This is a genomic window from Lactiplantibacillus sp. B652, assembly GCF_023806745.1.
GTDB classification, from domain to species: domain Bacteria; phylum Bacillota; class Bacilli; order Lactobacillales; family Lactobacillaceae; genus Lactiplantibacillus; species Lactiplantibacillus pentosus.
Genome location: NZ_JAMSKY010000014.1, coordinates 40,074 through 54,496 on the forward strand (window position 1 = coordinate 40,074; position 14,423 = coordinate 54,496).

Annotated in this window: 19 protein-coding genes; 5 read left to right on the forward strand and 14 right to left on the reverse strand. The window is 48.2% G+C overall.

Going from position 1 to position 14,423, the window contains the following annotated elements; translation table 11 throughout:
* Positions 1-47: 47 nt before the first annotated feature.
* From MZO40_RS14280 to MZO40_RS14290, 3 genes are all read right to left on the reverse strand, one after another.
* Entirely contained in the window at positions 48-791 is a 744-nt protein-coding gene (locus MZO40_RS14280) for an SDR family oxidoreductase (RefSeq protein ID WP_050340307.1), read from the reverse strand.
* A 12-nt stretch (positions 792-803) separates the two neighbouring features.
* Entirely contained in the window at positions 804-1,124 is a 321-nt protein-coding gene (locus tag MZO40_RS14285) for a carboxymuconolactone decarboxylase family protein (protein WP_003639547.1), read from the reverse strand.
* Between the two features lie 64 nt (positions 1,125-1,188).
* The gene (locus MZO40_RS14290; protein ID WP_088770830.1) at positions 1,189-1,590 is read right to left on the reverse strand and encodes a cupin domain-containing protein; all 402 of its coding nucleotides are present in this window, start codon (positions 1,588-1,590) and stop codon (positions 1,189-1,191) included.
* 181 nt (positions 1,591-1,771) lie between these two features.
* Between MZO40_RS14290 and MZO40_RS14295 the strand changes: the two genes are divergently transcribed.
* On the forward strand, positions 1,772-2,206 hold the full coding sequence (locus MZO40_RS14295; protein WP_021337521.1) for a MerR family transcriptional regulator: 435 nt from the start codon (positions 1,772-1,774) through the stop codon (positions 2,204-2,206).
* 232 nt (positions 2,207-2,438) lie between these two features.
* On the opposite strand, the gene MZO40_RS14300 is transcribed toward MZO40_RS14295, so the two are convergent.
* The 4 genes from MZO40_RS14300 to MZO40_RS14315 all read right to left on the reverse strand — a co-directional run bounded on the left by MZO40_RS14300 (position 2,439) and on the right by MZO40_RS14315 (position 7,458).
* Positions 2,439-2,627, reverse strand: a complete 189-nt coding sequence (locus tag MZO40_RS14300) for a hypothetical protein (RefSeq protein WP_105961619.1) — start codon at positions 2,625-2,627, stop codon at positions 2,439-2,441.
* Positions 2,628-2,826: 199 nt separating this feature from the next.
* Positions 2,827-4,089, reverse strand: coding sequence for an ArgE/DapE family deacylase (locus MZO40_RS14305; protein ID WP_105921813.1), 1,263 nt, complete (start codon positions 4,087-4,089; stop codon positions 2,827-2,829).
* Between the two features lie 81 nt (positions 4,090-4,170).
* On the reverse strand, positions 4,171-6,747 hold the full coding sequence (locus tag MZO40_RS14310) for an ABC transporter permease (RefSeq protein ID WP_105961618.1): 2,577 nt from the start codon (positions 6,745-6,747) through the stop codon (positions 4,171-4,173).
* Positions 6,748-6,756: 9 nt separating this feature from the next.
* Positions 6,757-7,458, reverse strand: coding sequence for an ABC transporter ATP-binding protein (locus MZO40_RS14315; RefSeq protein ID WP_105921811.1), 702 nt, complete (start codon positions 7,456-7,458; stop codon positions 6,757-6,759).
* Positions 7,459-7,823: 365 nt separating this feature from the next.
* Between MZO40_RS14315 and MZO40_RS14320 the strand changes: the two genes are divergently transcribed.
* Positions 7,824-7,964, forward strand: coding sequence for a hypothetical protein (locus tag MZO40_RS14320; RefSeq protein WP_162937037.1), 141 nt, complete (start codon positions 7,824-7,826; stop codon positions 7,962-7,964).
* 273 nt (positions 7,965-8,237) lie between these two features.
* On the opposite strand, the gene nth is transcribed toward MZO40_RS14320, so the two are convergent.
* Positions 8,238-8,888, reverse strand: a complete 651-nt coding sequence (gene nth / locus MZO40_RS14325; RefSeq protein WP_050340301.1) for an endonuclease III — start codon at positions 8,886-8,888, stop codon at positions 8,238-8,240.
* A 316-nt stretch (positions 8,889-9,204) separates the two neighbouring features.
* On the opposite strand from nth, the gene MZO40_RS14330 reads away from it, so the two are divergent.
* Entirely contained in the window at positions 9,205-9,498 is a 294-nt protein-coding gene (locus MZO40_RS14330) for a type II toxin-antitoxin system Phd/YefM family antitoxin (RefSeq protein ID WP_105961617.1), read from the forward strand.
* A 92-nt stretch (positions 9,499-9,590) separates the two neighbouring features.
* Here MZO40_RS14330 and MZO40_RS14335 read toward each other — a convergent pair whose 3' ends face one another.
* On the reverse strand, positions 9,591-10,214 hold the full coding sequence (locus MZO40_RS14335; RefSeq protein ID WP_252133366.1) for a sugar O-acetyltransferase: 624 nt from the start codon (positions 10,212-10,214) through the stop codon (positions 9,591-9,593).
* 199 nt (positions 10,215-10,413) lie between these two features.
* On the opposite strand from MZO40_RS14335, the gene lepB (MZO40_RS14340) reads away from it, so the two are divergent.
* Together lepB (MZO40_RS14340) and lepB (MZO40_RS14345) are read left to right on the forward strand one after the other, a co-directional pair.
* Positions 10,414-11,031: a signal peptidase I gene (gene lepB / locus MZO40_RS14340; RefSeq protein ID WP_003639557.1), complete on the forward strand. Its 618-nt coding sequence runs from the start codon at positions 10,414-10,416 to the stop codon at positions 11,029-11,031.
* Positions 11,032-11,115: 84 nt separating this feature from the next.
* Positions 11,116-11,739 carry a signal peptidase I gene (gene lepB / locus MZO40_RS14345; RefSeq protein ID WP_105961616.1) on the forward strand — a complete coding sequence of 208 codons (624 nt, stop codon included), beginning with the start codon at positions 11,116-11,118 and terminating at the stop codon, positions 11,737-11,739.
* 228 nt (positions 11,740-11,967) lie between these two features.
* Here lepB (MZO40_RS14345) and MZO40_RS14350 read toward each other — a convergent pair whose 3' ends face one another.
* The 5 genes from MZO40_RS14350 to MZO40_RS14370 all read right to left on the reverse strand — a co-directional run bounded on the left by MZO40_RS14350 (position 11,968) and on the right by MZO40_RS14370 (position 14,222).
* The gene (locus MZO40_RS14350; protein ID WP_105961615.1) at positions 11,968-12,438 is read right to left on the reverse strand and encodes a hypothetical protein; all 471 of its coding nucleotides are present in this window, start codon (positions 12,436-12,438) and stop codon (positions 11,968-11,970) included.
* Entirely contained in the window at positions 12,422-12,907 is a 486-nt protein-coding gene (locus tag MZO40_RS14355) for a GNAT family N-acetyltransferase (protein ID WP_105961614.1), read from the reverse strand. Before MZO40_RS14355 ends, MZO40_RS14350 begins: the two co-directional genes overlap by 17 nt.
* The gene (locus MZO40_RS14360) at positions 12,904-13,158 is read right to left on the reverse strand and encodes a hypothetical protein (RefSeq protein ID WP_088770823.1); all 255 of its coding nucleotides are present in this window, start codon (positions 13,156-13,158) and stop codon (positions 12,904-12,906) included. The genes MZO40_RS14355 and MZO40_RS14360 overlap by 4 nt, the downstream gene beginning before the upstream one ends.
* A 22-nt stretch (positions 13,159-13,180) precedes the next feature.
* Positions 13,181-13,489: a hypothetical protein gene (locus MZO40_RS14365; protein ID WP_252133367.1), complete on the reverse strand. Its 309-nt coding sequence runs from the start codon at positions 13,487-13,489 to the stop codon at positions 13,181-13,183.
* Positions 13,490-13,583: 94 nt separating this feature from the next.
* Positions 13,584-14,222 carry a histidine phosphatase family protein gene (locus MZO40_RS14370; RefSeq protein WP_105961613.1) on the reverse strand — a complete coding sequence of 213 codons (639 nt, stop codon included), beginning with the start codon at positions 14,220-14,222 and terminating at the stop codon, positions 13,584-13,586.
* Positions 14,223-14,423: the final 201 nt, after the last annotated feature.

Genomic DNA, 14,423 nt, shown 5'->3' on the forward strand with positions numbered 1-14,423 from the left:
CCAACAATTCATAATGATAAAATTTTAATTATCAGCCAACGCTGCAATTACGCCTGCTTGGTTGGGTAGATTGTAAACTCATTGACATTGACATCTTCTGGCTGATCAATGGCAAAGTTAACGACGTTCGCGACTGCTTCCGGGCTGATGCCAACTTGTTGATAGAAAGCGGTCATGTTCTGCTTAGCCGTCTTATCCGTAATCGTGTGCAAGAGTTCCGTATTGATTGCGGCTGGATACAAACTGACCGTTCGAATATTAGTTCCTTCCTGGGCACTTTCCATTCGGATGACTTCCATCAAATTACGAACTGCAAACTTCGTGGCACCGTATACGCCGGCCCCCGTGAAGGATTTAATTCCGGCAACCGAAGACGTCGTAATGATTTGACCAGACTTCTGAGCGGTAAAAATCGGCATGACCGCTGCTACGCCATTCAAAACGCCCTTGATATTAATATCGATCATCTGATCCCATTCATCCGTGTGTAGCGCGCTGATGGGCGACGTCGGCATGATACCGGCATTGTTGAAAATGACATCCAGGCCACCAAATTTGGTTTGAGCCAAGTCAACTAGTGTTTCGACTTCAGCGGCCTTCGTCACGTCGGTCACTTGGTAGGCCGCTTGACCCCCGGCAGCTTTGATTTCATCAACCAAGGCTGCCAACCGGTCTTCGCGCCGAGCCCCTAGCACGACTTTGGCACCATGACTGGCTAACTGTTTGGCAGTCGCCGCCCCAATTCCGGACGACGCTCCCGTAATAACGACAACTTTATCTTTAACTGTCATTCAATCTTGCTCCTATTCACCATAAACTTCTTTAATCAGTGCCATTGCAGACCAGGCTTTAGGCCAGCCAGCATAGAAGGCCAAGTGAGTCACGATTTCAACGGCTTCGTCCTTTGAGATGCCGTGATCCTTGCCCATCTTGAAATGCGCCTTTAATTGTGGAAAATCGCCACTGGTCATGAGGCACGCAATCGTAATCATGCTCCGATCATGTAAACTAAGGGCACTTTCCCGTGACCAGACTTCACCAAATAAGACATCATCATTTAATGCCGCAAATTGTGGGGCTAATTGACCCAAGTTATCGCGACCTGCAGTTTGTTTTTCTGCCATATTGACTTCCTCCTCGTTTTAACTATTGATTGATATAGCCGTTAACTTTGTCTCGAAGATACTGCTAGTCTGCTAGTTTGGCATAAGCAGCATCATCGACGGGTTCGAGCCATTCACTCGTCCCTTTTGTAATCGCGATGTGTGCGAACCAACTATTCTTAGTGGCACCATGCCAATGTTTGACACCGGGATGGATCGTAACGACATCCCCTGGATGCAGCAATTGTGCCGGCTTACCGTCTTCTTGGTACCAGCCTTCGCCGCTCGTCACTAATAGAATTTGGTAACCATTGTGGTGGATATGCCAGTTATTACGGCATCCGGGTTCGAAAGTCACGTTTGAGACGTTGACGTCGACCTGGTCATCTCCTGCCAACGCATTGAGATAACTTTGCCCAATAAAATATTGTTGGTAGGCGACGTTCTTTTCGCCTAAACCAAATAAACCACTGTTGTTTGTTGTCATATTAGAACACTCCTTGTCTTAACTTGCTTAATACCTCATCGATGAACCTAGCTTACAACTTAAAGTACGCTTTAAGTCAACTGCAAAGTTTAAACTTGCTAAAATAAGTTTTCGTGGTATGGTTAGTGCTAAAGTTACTTTAAATAATAACGATCTCAAATCAATCAAAGGAGTCGATTCTATGACCACCACTACCCCTGAACGCTATGCCATCGGTGATTTTGCCAAGGCAGTTGGACTCACCGCACCCACCTTACGCTATTACGAAAAAGCTGGGCTAATTGAACCTCATCGGCTAGAAAACGGCCGCCGCTATTACGAAGCTGCGGATATTAACTGGGTCAAATTCTTGTTACACCTAAAAGGCACCGGAATGAGTATTAGTGAATTGCAGCAGTACGTTGCCTGGCGAGCGGCCGGCGACGAGACGATTCCACAACGCCTCGCGTTACTCAAACACGTTAAGGAAGATTTCTTAGTTCAGTTCAACGAAGTGCAACACCATCTCCAAATTCTGAATGACAAAATCAATTGGTATGAGGAAAAAGAAGCCGGCATTACGCAGGATCATGAAGATTTCAGTAGTTACTTACAACGCTTTGGGCATCATGAATAATTGCTAGCCCAATGATCACTGAACGCAAATAGCCCCGCCGTCGTTATCGAAAATTCGAAACGACGGCGGGGCTATTTTAATGTCTGGTTTTCAATTAAGTCCAGTTGGGTCGGACCTGATCGCGATACCGATACTCACATGGCCACGTCCACGAACACTCAGCAGTCCATCTATCATTGCAAAGCATCGATAAACGGACTGGTATATACTGCGCGATTACTTTGGTGGTGCCTTAGCGATGCCGGTCTTGCCGCAACAACCCCAGATACCACTTTGAAATCTTCGGTTGCAATAGCAGGCCAATCACGATAGCGAGACCACAACCAACGTAGCCAGCAGTCGTCGTTCGGGTATATAGCAGGCCAATACCAATAATGACTAAAAACGTGGCCAGGAATTCTCGAAAACTTTTAACAAACATTGTCACCACACCTTTCTAAATCTGTGAGTCAGGTGCTAAATCAGTTGTATGATGTCTGGCTATGGCTGATTTCTGAGTCCACAAACGCTGCCACCCAACTAACTTAGCCCCCACTATCAATCGTATGTATAACGAAAGGGGCCACCAATTTGGCGCCCCCCTTCGTAATCATGTTGCATCGTTTACCGCCAACGAATACCTAGGCGAGTAAACGGGTAATCATTTGTTGATAAATTTCAATAAACCGGCCGTACATATCCAAATCAACGTATTCGTCGACTTGGTGTGCGGTAATGTTACCTGGGCCAAAGACGATCACTTGCATATCCGGACTCTTAACAATGTACGATGATGCATCTGTCCCACCGGGTGCCCCAAAGTATGGGAGCCGTTGTTGCAAGACTTGTTCCCCGACCTGCTTGGCTAACTGAACGAGCTGGCTGTCTTCCGGCGTATGAACGGGATAAAAGGAACTGGCGATGTCCATCGTCAAGTTCGCACCAGCAGCGTTGCATTCCGCGATGATGGCTTCCAAATCCTTGATCAGCTTATCGTTACGTAATTCCGGAATCGTCCGAATTTTGACCGACATTTCAGCGCTAGCGGGTACCGTGTTGACTTGTTCCCCACCACTGATCAGCGTCACAACTGGAACTGTCGGACCCAAGACGGGATTGACCACATCCTTGAAGCTGTCAAAGTACGCCGTCTGTTTCTGATAATAAGTCATCAACATGTCGATTGCATTTTGACCAATCGTTGGCATTGAACTGTGCGCAGCGACCCCGTGTGCCTTGATGGTATAGGTCAATGATCCCTTGTGGGCAAGTTCAATAAAATGTTGTTCGGTCGTTGGATTAGCATCAGCCATCCGTTGCGCAGTCGTCCCGTCGACACCTAACATCGCTTGGATCGACTTGGTCAACAACAATTGTTTGTCAGCGCCACTCGGTTCTGCACAAATCAAGGTTTGTAAGTCATCGGCATAGCCTAGTTCAGTCAGTTGTTCCGCGCCTAAGTGGTCGACTTCTTCACCGACCGTAGCTAATAAGCGCACCGTCCCGTGAAGCGGTACTTGTTGGTCATGCAGGCTAATCATGGCAAAGACTTCTGCCATCAGACCGGCCTTCATGTCCGTCACCCCACGGCCATACAACCGGTTATCCTTAATGGTTGCGGCCAAGGGATCGGTATGCCACTTGTCAGCGTCACCTAACGCCACCGTATCTTCGTGGCCATCCAAACCAATCACCGGCCCGTTGCCATCCCCGATTTCGGCAACCAAGTTGACCCGCCCCGGTGCGTACGTGATGGTCTTGGCTTCGATGCCATGTTGCTTGAGTAACGCCACCAAATAATCGGCAACTAATTGCTCATGGTCATTCACCGTATTCATTTTAACAATATCGCTTAATGCCTTTACAGCCGCTTCTAACTGCGCTGTTTCCGCCATGCCGTTCATCCCCTAATCATAGATAAATTAAACTGTTCCAATCAATTTAATTATACCACTTCCATTCAGGACGACCGTCATCAGGAACACCTAATCAACCGATTTTAGCGCATCCAGCATATTGACCCGTTTGAGCTTCCAATGCATCATGGCCATGACGAGTAGACTGAAGGCCAGCGTCAACAGTGCCGAATAGATGTAGCTGAGCGGATGAATCGTCGGTGAGAACATCAGCGCGTTGGTTTCGGCCGTCTGCAGGATATAAGCATGTAACCAATTGCCCAAGAAGCAGCCGACTAACATTCCCAGTACCGTTAGAATCAGGTTCTCGCGGAAAATATACATCGTGACTTCACCGTCATAGAATCCAAGCACTTTGATCGTCGACAATTCCCGAATACGTTCAGAAACGTTGATGTTCGTCAAATTATACAAGACGACTAGCGCTAAGGCCCCAGCAGAAACGACGAAAATCAAGACGACTAAGTTCATGCTATCGAGCATCTTAAAGTTCGTGGCTTTCTCAGTGCTCATCAACGTCACATTTTGAATGCCCGTTTGCTTCAACAAGCGGTCAGCGTAGGCGTTCTGTTGCTTGGTCGACGCGTTCTTGAACTGCACGTAATTCGTGTTATACACTGGTGTCTGCTTGAAGACCTGCCGATAATACGTCGGACTCATGTAGATAAAATGATTGACATAATTTTCAGCGATTGCACTGACGCGAATCTTTTTCGCCGGTTGCCCCGCGACTTTGATCGTCAACTGGTCGCCAGCTTGAACGCCATACAACTTGGCCAGTTTTTCATCAATCACCGCACCGTGAGTCCCCAGCTGAATTGCTTGCTGACTCTGACGATGCCGTAAAACGACAAACTTGGACAAGTGCTGTTGCGCTGCTGGAATACCAAGGGTCGCCGTCTGTTCCGCGACGCCCGCTTGTTTGACCGTCACCTGCTTGGCCTGCAGCTTCATGCTGGCACGATACGTGGATCCTTTGCTAATAGCGCGTCGTTGCTGCGCGGTTTCTTGCCCACTGCGCGTCACGATCGCATCATAGTGCCACAACTGATTGAATTGCTTGACACTAATATCGCCAATCGAGTCTTTTAACCCAAACCCGGTAATCATCATCGCCATACAGCCGGCAATGCCGAGAACGGTCATCAGTAGTCGCTGTTTGTAACGGAACAGGTTTCGAATCGTAATTTTATGATTAAAACTCAACCGGCGCCATAACCACCGCCAACGTTCTAGTAGCAATGTTTTACCCGCTTTGGGTGCTCGTGGTTGCAACAAGCTTGCCGGTAATGCCCGCAAATCGACTCGCAAGACGACTAGGGCCGTTCCGAGCGTGCATAGCAGCGCAATCAAGAGTGCAATCACAATATCCAGCCAGATATACTGAACGTGGATGGCTGGCAAGTTATACATACTACCATACGCTTGGGCGATAAACCGGGGGAAGAAGTTGACCCCAAAGGCAACGCCTAGCGCGGTCCCAATCAGTGCGGCTAAGCCCCCGTAGACCATGAACTCGCTCCCAACGGCGGTGTTTGAGTAACCTAACGCCTTCAACGTTCCCATCTGCAAACGGAGCTCCTCGACCATCCGCGTCATCGTCGTCAAACAAATCAGCGCCGCAATGGCGATAAAGAAGAGTGGGAAAACGGTCGATAGGGCCACGACACGCTGCGTATTTTCATGATATTCCGTATAGCCGGGATTATCCGAGCGATCCGTGTACAGATAGGTCGGTGCTTTGATGGCCGCAACCTTGGCCTGCGCCTGCTTCAGCTGAGTCTGGAGCTTGACCAGTTGCGCGGTTCCAGCCGGCACCTGACTTTCTAACTGCTTCGTCGCTTGTTGTAACGGTTTAATTTTAGCAGTTGCTTGCGCTTGCAGTTGTTGTTGCCGCTTATTGGCTTGCGGCTTGAGCCAGCGTTTGAGCGCCGCCGTATTCTTCCGATTCAAGCGCCGATATTTTGCGGTATACGGCGTCACACCGCGTAAGTTTTTAAACTGGACATCAATTCTCGTAATCACACTAGACTTCAACACTTGTGGCCGAACGTAGACTAAGTAGTCCAACGTCCCCTTCCCCACATTTGTCACGCCCCGGTCGGTATTCTCGACATAGGTCGGTGAGTTCACAAAGCCGACCACTTTGAACGTCCGGCGGGTGAATTGTTGGTTCCGTTTCGTGGTCGAACTGATCCGATACGTCGACCCGATCTTCAACTTAGGCTGTAATCGTTTGGCCTGTGCGTCCAAGACGATTTCGTTGGCATGCCGCGGTAAACGGCCACTGACAACCCGCAACTGATTCAAACGTTGGGTCTTCGGTAACGCCATGACACGGATGACCTGACTGTTGGTCAACTGATTCACATCGACATATTTAGCGGCTTGATAAGTCAACTGCGAGCGATGTTTGGCCAACACTTGCGTATCTGATTTCGTCAGCCCCAGCGTCGACTGCACGCTATTCGTCGCAAGCTTTTGTTGCTTATAGTAGTCATTAGCGGCCTGCGACATATCGGGACCCGTCGCTCGAATCCCGGTATAAAAGGCCACCCCGAGGAAGATAATGAGTAGAATCGACGCAAACCGGGCCTTGGAGGACCAGATTTCACGCATGATCGTTTTAAAGTAAGCTGCTGTCATCACCCTCACCTACCATTCAATCTCGGCAAGCGGTGTCGGGTGCGCGTTATGCTCAATTGATTGGACGTGCGCATCATTAATTCGAATCACTTGGTCACCCATCTTAGCAATGGCGCTGTTATGCGTGACGATAATAACCGTCGTTTCCGTCTCCTTGGCTGCATTTTGGATGACTTGCAAGACTTGCTTCCCGGTCTTATAGTCCAAGGCCCCCGTGGGTTCATCACAGAGTAGTAACTTTGGATTTTTTGCGACAGCCCGCGCAATCGCGACTCGCTGCTGTTCCCCACCTGATAATTGTGCGGGGAAGTTGTCCGCCCGCTTCGTCAGGCCAACCAGTGCCAACGTTTCATCCACATCGCGCGCATTCTTCGTAATTTGTGACGCCAATTCGACATTTTCGCGAGCCGTCAGATTAGGGACTAAGTTGTAGAATTGAAAGACGAACCCGACTGACTGCCGGCGATAAGTCGTCAACTGACGAGCATTCATTTTTGCAATATCCACACCATCAATCAATACCTCGCCTTCCGACGGACTATCCATCCCACCTAAAATATTCAGCAGGGTCGATTTACCAGCCCCACTTGGGCCAAGAATAACGACCACTGAACCCTGTTCCACTTTAAACGAAATGTCAGTATTCGCGTGGGTCTCCTGCGTGCCAGTCAAAAACATCCGGCTCATCTGTCGTACATCAATATATGCCATTAAAATTCCTCCATCTATATGTAATTGCTTGCCACTATCCTATTGATTGACCTGCAATGCTGGTTAGGTCAAGGTTGTTTGACGTTGCTGGACGTACCGATTAGATTGCATTCGTTGCTAGTCTTCGCATTTTTCCTAGATTGGTCACGCGCTTCTGGGGACGCTTTCAATTCAGCTCTCGACTGCCGCCCGTTTAGCTTATCCAAATCAACGTAACCTTTACGTTTTATGATACCGTACTTTTGCGATTTCCGCGCAAGTTTTCAACCGTAACTTGCATCACCCCGCGGTTACCCGTACAATAACAACAACGATTCCAATCACCGACACGAGCCCATACCGGGCCACGACAAAGGAGGCATTTCATGATTGCAGAAGCCGTTGCGACGGTCCTAATGTTGATCATCTTCATGGCAGGCTTTACCTATTTTCTCAATAGCCTATTTTTCCGGCGGATTGAAAAACATGATGCCGACCGGAAACGTGAACAGCGCAAACACCGTTGACTTAGCGTTTACTGGGATAGTGTTAAAGGCAACAATCGCCAGAAACAAGACGAATTAGTGTCAGCCCGCAGTTGTAGGTCCGTTCTACACCGACTCCCACTACCACGGACAACACCTGTCCCTCTCCCAAAACGGATATTGATTCAAAATAAAGCCAACCAAGTCTGACAAGCAAGGGTTAATGCTCATCTGACTTGGTTGGCTTATGTCATTTTCACTAAACTGCCGCAACGCTTGCTATGAAGCTCAGCGAACTTGGCAGCTATCCGGTGATTAAACGATGGCCTCATTTTCCTCATTCAACTGGTCACAGTCGATAATCAACTGACAAACTTCTTTATCCGGCGTCAACTTCATCGAATATTTACGTCCAAACTCAATCATGGTGTGGTGCGCTTGATGTAATTCTTCCGGTGCCATGACGCTGACGATTTTTTGCTCAACCTGCAATGGCGTGGCGGCTTGGTCCACAAAGTGTAGGCGCTTGGAGATTGCTGAAACGTGCGTGTCGACGGCAAAGGTTGGCTGCTCAAAGACGTCGCTGAGGACCACGTTGGCGGTTTTACGTCCAGCCCCCGGGAGCGCCATGATCCCTTTCCGGTCAGTCGGCACGACGTCATTCAAGTCTTCATGCACGATCCGGGCCGTTTTAATAATATTGCGGGCCTTATTGTGGAACAACCCAACCGATTTAATGATGGCCTCAACATCAGCGAGGTCCGCCATCATCAAGTCTTTTGGCTCCGGATACTTCTCGAATAGCACCGGCGTCACCTTATTTACGGAAACATCAGTCGCCTGTGCGCTCAAAATCACTGAAATCAAATACTGAAATGGCGTCCTTGAATCCAGCGACCGGCCCACTGGTCCAATTTCGTCTTCCATCTGATGAATCGCCCACACAATTTGGTCATCCTTTAGCATTGGTCTTGCCGCCTCTTTCTGATTGATTGATTAAGTTATATTTTACGGCTGTTGCGGGGTTCTGTCTATTGGTTTAGCGGGAGTGAGGTAACCGGGTGTTATCATTTCACACATTCGGACATTAGGGCTAGAATTCAACGTAACTACTAGAATTGGGCCCGAGACGTGCAACCAGTTTAGGTTCACCGGGACATAATTCAGATTAGCCAAATCTCGATGTCTACTCAAAGACATCAAACCAGCGACGTCGTACCGATTTACATTCAATATTCGACAACAGCGATACTAACCAATGATTAATAAGGAGGCGTGCACCATGCCAATTACCACGACACAAACTGACTTTCGCAGCCATTTGAAAGCCTATCTTGACCAAGTGACCGATAAAAATCACACTGTGTTAGTTACCCGCTCAAATCAGCGTACAGTGGCCGTTATCTCTCAGGAGCAACTCACCACGCTGCTCACCGCGGTCAGTGCTAATAAAGATTCACTTGCATATGCCGTTGCCCGTGATAAATTGATTGACATGCAGCTTTTAGCCAACGATCCGGCAATTGATAATCCGCAAGCTTATTGGGAGCGTTTAAACCCTACCAATAAACAATAATGGTCATCATTTTTCGACCACTTCAAGCATTAAAAACGGGCTAATCCAGTCGTCTTTCGCCCTGAATTAGCCCGTTTAACTTTACCTATCGACTAGTTTTCATCGTCACGGTCCGCAAAGTAAGCCGCGCGCTGTTTGGCCCAATAGTCGTGGTCAGCGGCGGTAATTTCGCGTAAAACGTGGCACGGATTGCCGACTGCCACCACGTTATCTGGAATATCATGTGTGACCACCGAACCGGAACCAATCACGACGTTACTTCCAATAGTGACGCCCGGATTGATGACCACGTTACCCCCAATCCAAACGTCATTACCGATTGTAATCGGCCAGCCGTATTCCAATTCTTCCGCACGAATCGCCGCATCGATCGGATGACCGGCCGTATACAGCCCAACGCGTGGCCCCATAAAGACGTTGTCCCCAATCGTGATGCGATTAACATCAACGAAAATCGCGTCATAATTGGCGTAAAAATGCTGACCAATCGTTGTATTCGTGCCGTAATCGGTATGAAACGGCGGTTCAATGTAGCCGCCAGCCCCGATTTTGTGAAACATGGCCGTCAATAATCGTTGCCGTTCTTCCGGCTGTTCTTCCGTGGTTTGGTTGAATTCCCGCACCAGTCGTTTGGCCCGATGATTCTCACGGCTCAATTCAGCATCGTTAGCAACATAGAATTCGCCCGCCAACATCCGTTCTTTTTGTGATTTCACTTGTCCCGCTCCCTTATCGCTTCAGTATGATTATCCACAGCCTATCATAGCACGAGTCATCACCCCTGATTGTCCAATTTTGAAAGCAGCAGCGCCCATTTTAAGCAGTTGAGATAACTTTTAAAGCTTTTTTATACTGCTAAATTTTCAATATCGTTTATAATAAAGGGTATACACACCATTAAGGGAGTTTTAATCATTGAAAACATTTAAAAATATCATGAGTTGGGTGGTGCCGATTGCCATTGGGCTGATCATCGCCCTACTGATTCGTCAGTTCTGGTTCACGATGGTCAAAGTCGATGGGACTTCGATGCAGCCTAACTTGCAAAATAACGAACGCGTTGTTGCCTTTAAGACGAGTAAGATTAAGGCTGGTTCCGTCGTGGTCTTTGATGCTTATGGACTCGACCCGAACCAGACTGATAAGAAAGCCGTCTACGTCAAGCGGGTGATTGGGATGCCCGGCGACACAGTGCGCTATACCAGTTCTGGTAAGTTATACGTCAACAACAAACTCGTCAAGCAGACTTATTTAAAGAACAATTATCAACAGACGACCGGTTCGTTCATGTCGAATAGTCACAGTCAATTCACTGGCTGGACGCTCAACAGTCTGAGCCATGACCAAGGGTGGGCTAAATCGATCACCAACAACAAGGTTCCTAAGGGTTACTACTTTGTCATGGGTGACCACCGTAGCGTCTCCAACGATAGTCGTTACTGGGGGCTCGTGCCTAAGAGCAAGATGATTGGGGTCGTCAAAGCCTGGCCTTGGCAAAACCGCAAGCAGTATATTAATAATTATCAACCTTAGTTTCAAGGATATGACAAACAAGTCGCCAATTGCGGCTTGTTTTTTGTTATATTAGAAGTATCTTAGAATGTTAGGAAGTTATTTATGATAACCAAAGTAACCCGCTACTTAAGCTGGTTGATTCCAATCATCATCGGGCTGGTCATCGCATTACTGATTCGTCAATTCTGGTTCACAATGGTCAAGGTCGACGGCGATTCAATGCAGCCTAACCTGCAGAATAATGAACACGTGGTCGCTGTCAAGACAAGCAAGGTCAAGCGTGGCAGTGTCATCGTCTTTCATGCATACGGCGTTGACGCCACCGAAAAGGACCGGAATGCCGTGTATGTCAAGCGCGTCGTCGCAGTTGGCGGTGACACCGTCCGTTATACACATGCTGGTAAGCTTTACGTGAATAACAAGCTGGTCAAACAATCCTATCAGCCAAGCCGGTATCAATTAACGACCGGCTCATACATGGCAAATTCTCACAGCCAATTCACCGGCTGGACATTAAACAGCCTGAGTCACGATCAACCCGCTTGGCAGGTCAAGGTGACTAATAATCGCGTGCCTAAGGGTTCTTATTTCGTGCTAGGTGATCACCGCAGCGTCTCTAATGACGGTCGTAGTTGGGGCTTCGTGCCGCAATCAAAAGTGATTGGGATCGTCAAAGCCTGGCCTTGGCAAAACCGCAAGCAATACATCAATAATTATCAACCTTAGTTTCAAGGATATGACAAACAAGTCGCCAATTGCGGCTTGTTTTTTGTTCTCGATTATTTCCAAACACACATCATTCATGTATCGCCACAAAATTATCATGGCACCAAAAAAGCCGTAAGCGTTATACACATACTTACGACCACCATTAGTTTTAATTTGTCCACAGGGGATAACTTTCGAATTGTTTTCCGACTTATCCCCCACTTGTTCATAACCGAAGCAGTCTGCCTAAGATTGATTCTTAGCACGCCGGTCGTGCAACCAAAAATACCCACAAATAAAAGGGCTCAACGGCACTAAAATCAGCGCCATCACGATATTTTTGAAGAAGTTGATGAACCCATCCATAAAGTCACTCTTCGCCTCAACTTGCGGCGTTAGTGCAGTCGGTACCGGTTTCGGCTTAGTGCGCTTGGCGGCAACTGACCATGGCCGGCCAGAATCCTGTATGATCTGGTCATCGTCCGGGCGCGTCGATTCAGGTTCTTTGGGCGTTTTGCGCCAGACTTGAAACACACGCGGCCAGCGATATTTCACGATTGGAAATAGGACCAACGCGCAAATAATGCTATAAATCACCAACGGATTGAATTCCAACACGATGTGATTGACTTCTTGGCGCGCGGTGAAAAACATCAACATAAAGACGGCAATTGCACCGTAAAACCAGCTAATTAACAAATTACTCGCTTTCCACATGGGTTGTCACCTCCTCAATCATTGATTGGCACAAACGCACCATACTTTTGCACTGGATACCATTCTCATAGATTGGTGCTGGATAGTTATCCACAAAGTAGTCGACCCAAATATCGACTAGTTCAAAGCCGGCACGTTGATAAATCGCTAGCTGCCGTAGTGACGAATTACCGGTGCCAATTTGCAGTTCACGACAAGTCGGATCTTGTCGACAAACAGCGATTGCCGCGTTTAACAGTGCCTTAGCGATCCCCTGATGTTGATAGGTTGGGGCGACCGCTATCGATTTGATTTCACGAATTCCTGGCCGCTCGTCTGTTAACAGAATGGCGCCAATAATCTGGCCATCCTGTTGATAGCCATAACAAGTTGCTGTCGATAAGTACGTCCTAATCTGGTCCCATGAGGGGTCTGCCGCCAATAATAGCGCCCTTGGAACCTGTGAGGCAGCAATCGGCCGAATGCTCATGAGCGGCGGCGTTGTTGATGCCGCTGATAGCCATTACCCCAGCAGACATACGGAATAATGACCGCAATGATTGCCAGTGCATACTCGCGCACCGTCAAGTCCATCGCGTTGACCAACACCAAATAAGCCAGCAAAATAGTCCACAAAACTGGCGCAATCCCGCCGACCCAAAAATGGCGACTGGCTGTAAAGACATATTCTTCTAAGATAAATACGACAATCGCCACGACCCCTAAAATCAATAGTTGCATCGTGCCACTTCCTCACTTGTGATTAAGCTTGCTTGTTAAGTTGCTGCAACATATCCACAAAACGTCCCGTGTTTAAGTTATCCACATCCTCGTCAGAATAGAAGATGATCATTTGTGAACGTTGTTCTGGGGATAAGTTGGCTTGCGACCCAAAATAGACTAAGTAGACGTCCGCACGATGGTCCGTCAAGCTCTGACCATAATCCGTGTCGAGCGTTACCGTGAAGTCCTTCCCTAATTGTTCTGACAATGCATCCATGAACGCCTGAACGTTCGCCGCTTTGGCTGTTTCCTGTCCTGCAACCAAACTTGTAATAATATTAACTTGCATCCGAAAAACTCCTAGTTAATTATTTTAAACTCAATTTTCACCCTAGCGCATTTTCCCGTAAATCGCAAGTCACGCGTTATCCACAGTGGACAACTTAGTGGCTGGCTTGCAATGTAAACTTATCCCCTGTATAAGTCACCACGGCAACTGCACTCGGCGCAATTTCTTCACGGGTCGCCATATTGCCCGTTGCGAGGTAGCGAATCATCCGCATCGTTGCGGAATCCACGACCAGTAGCGCTGTCCCCTGGTCACGCGTCGCTGCCACGACTTCTTGTAAGCCCCCTTGATAGCGGGTCCAAAATTCAGTCCCACTTTCTGCCAAACCATCCGCATCATGATCGTGCAGCAGTGTCTGCAATTCACTCGGCGTTTGGTCGGCGGCAAAGTCCGGCACACTCGGATAGCCTAGTTTGGTCGCAAAACCAGACCACACAGCTGCCCGTTCTGTGCCTTCAAATCCACCATAAAATGGCGCACGTAATGTCGACAATGTCTGTAACTTAACCGCTTGCGGCTGCGCATTTAAAATCAGTTGCGCCGTCTGAACAGCCCGACTGGTATCACTCGCAAAGGCCGCCTCAAATGGTGTATCGGCGAGCTGCTGTCCAACGGCCGCACTCGCTTGGACGCCAGCGACAGTTAGCGGTGTGCCACTCCAACCCTGGAACCGGTCAAGTTGATTAAAGTACGTTGCCCCCGCAACGACTAAGTATAAGGTGATAGATTTCATGGTGAATTCTCCGTTAGTTTTTTAGATTATTCAACTATTTTAGCATAAAAGCGGGGGCGGACAAACGGGTCTTTGTGACTAGTTTGGTGTGAATTTGAGTAGAAAGTCGTGCTGGCTGGCGCATAGCTGCTATACACAACACATAAAGGACACGACGGAGGTGGTCGTGTCCTCATGTGCAACTATTAAAACTGGTATTCA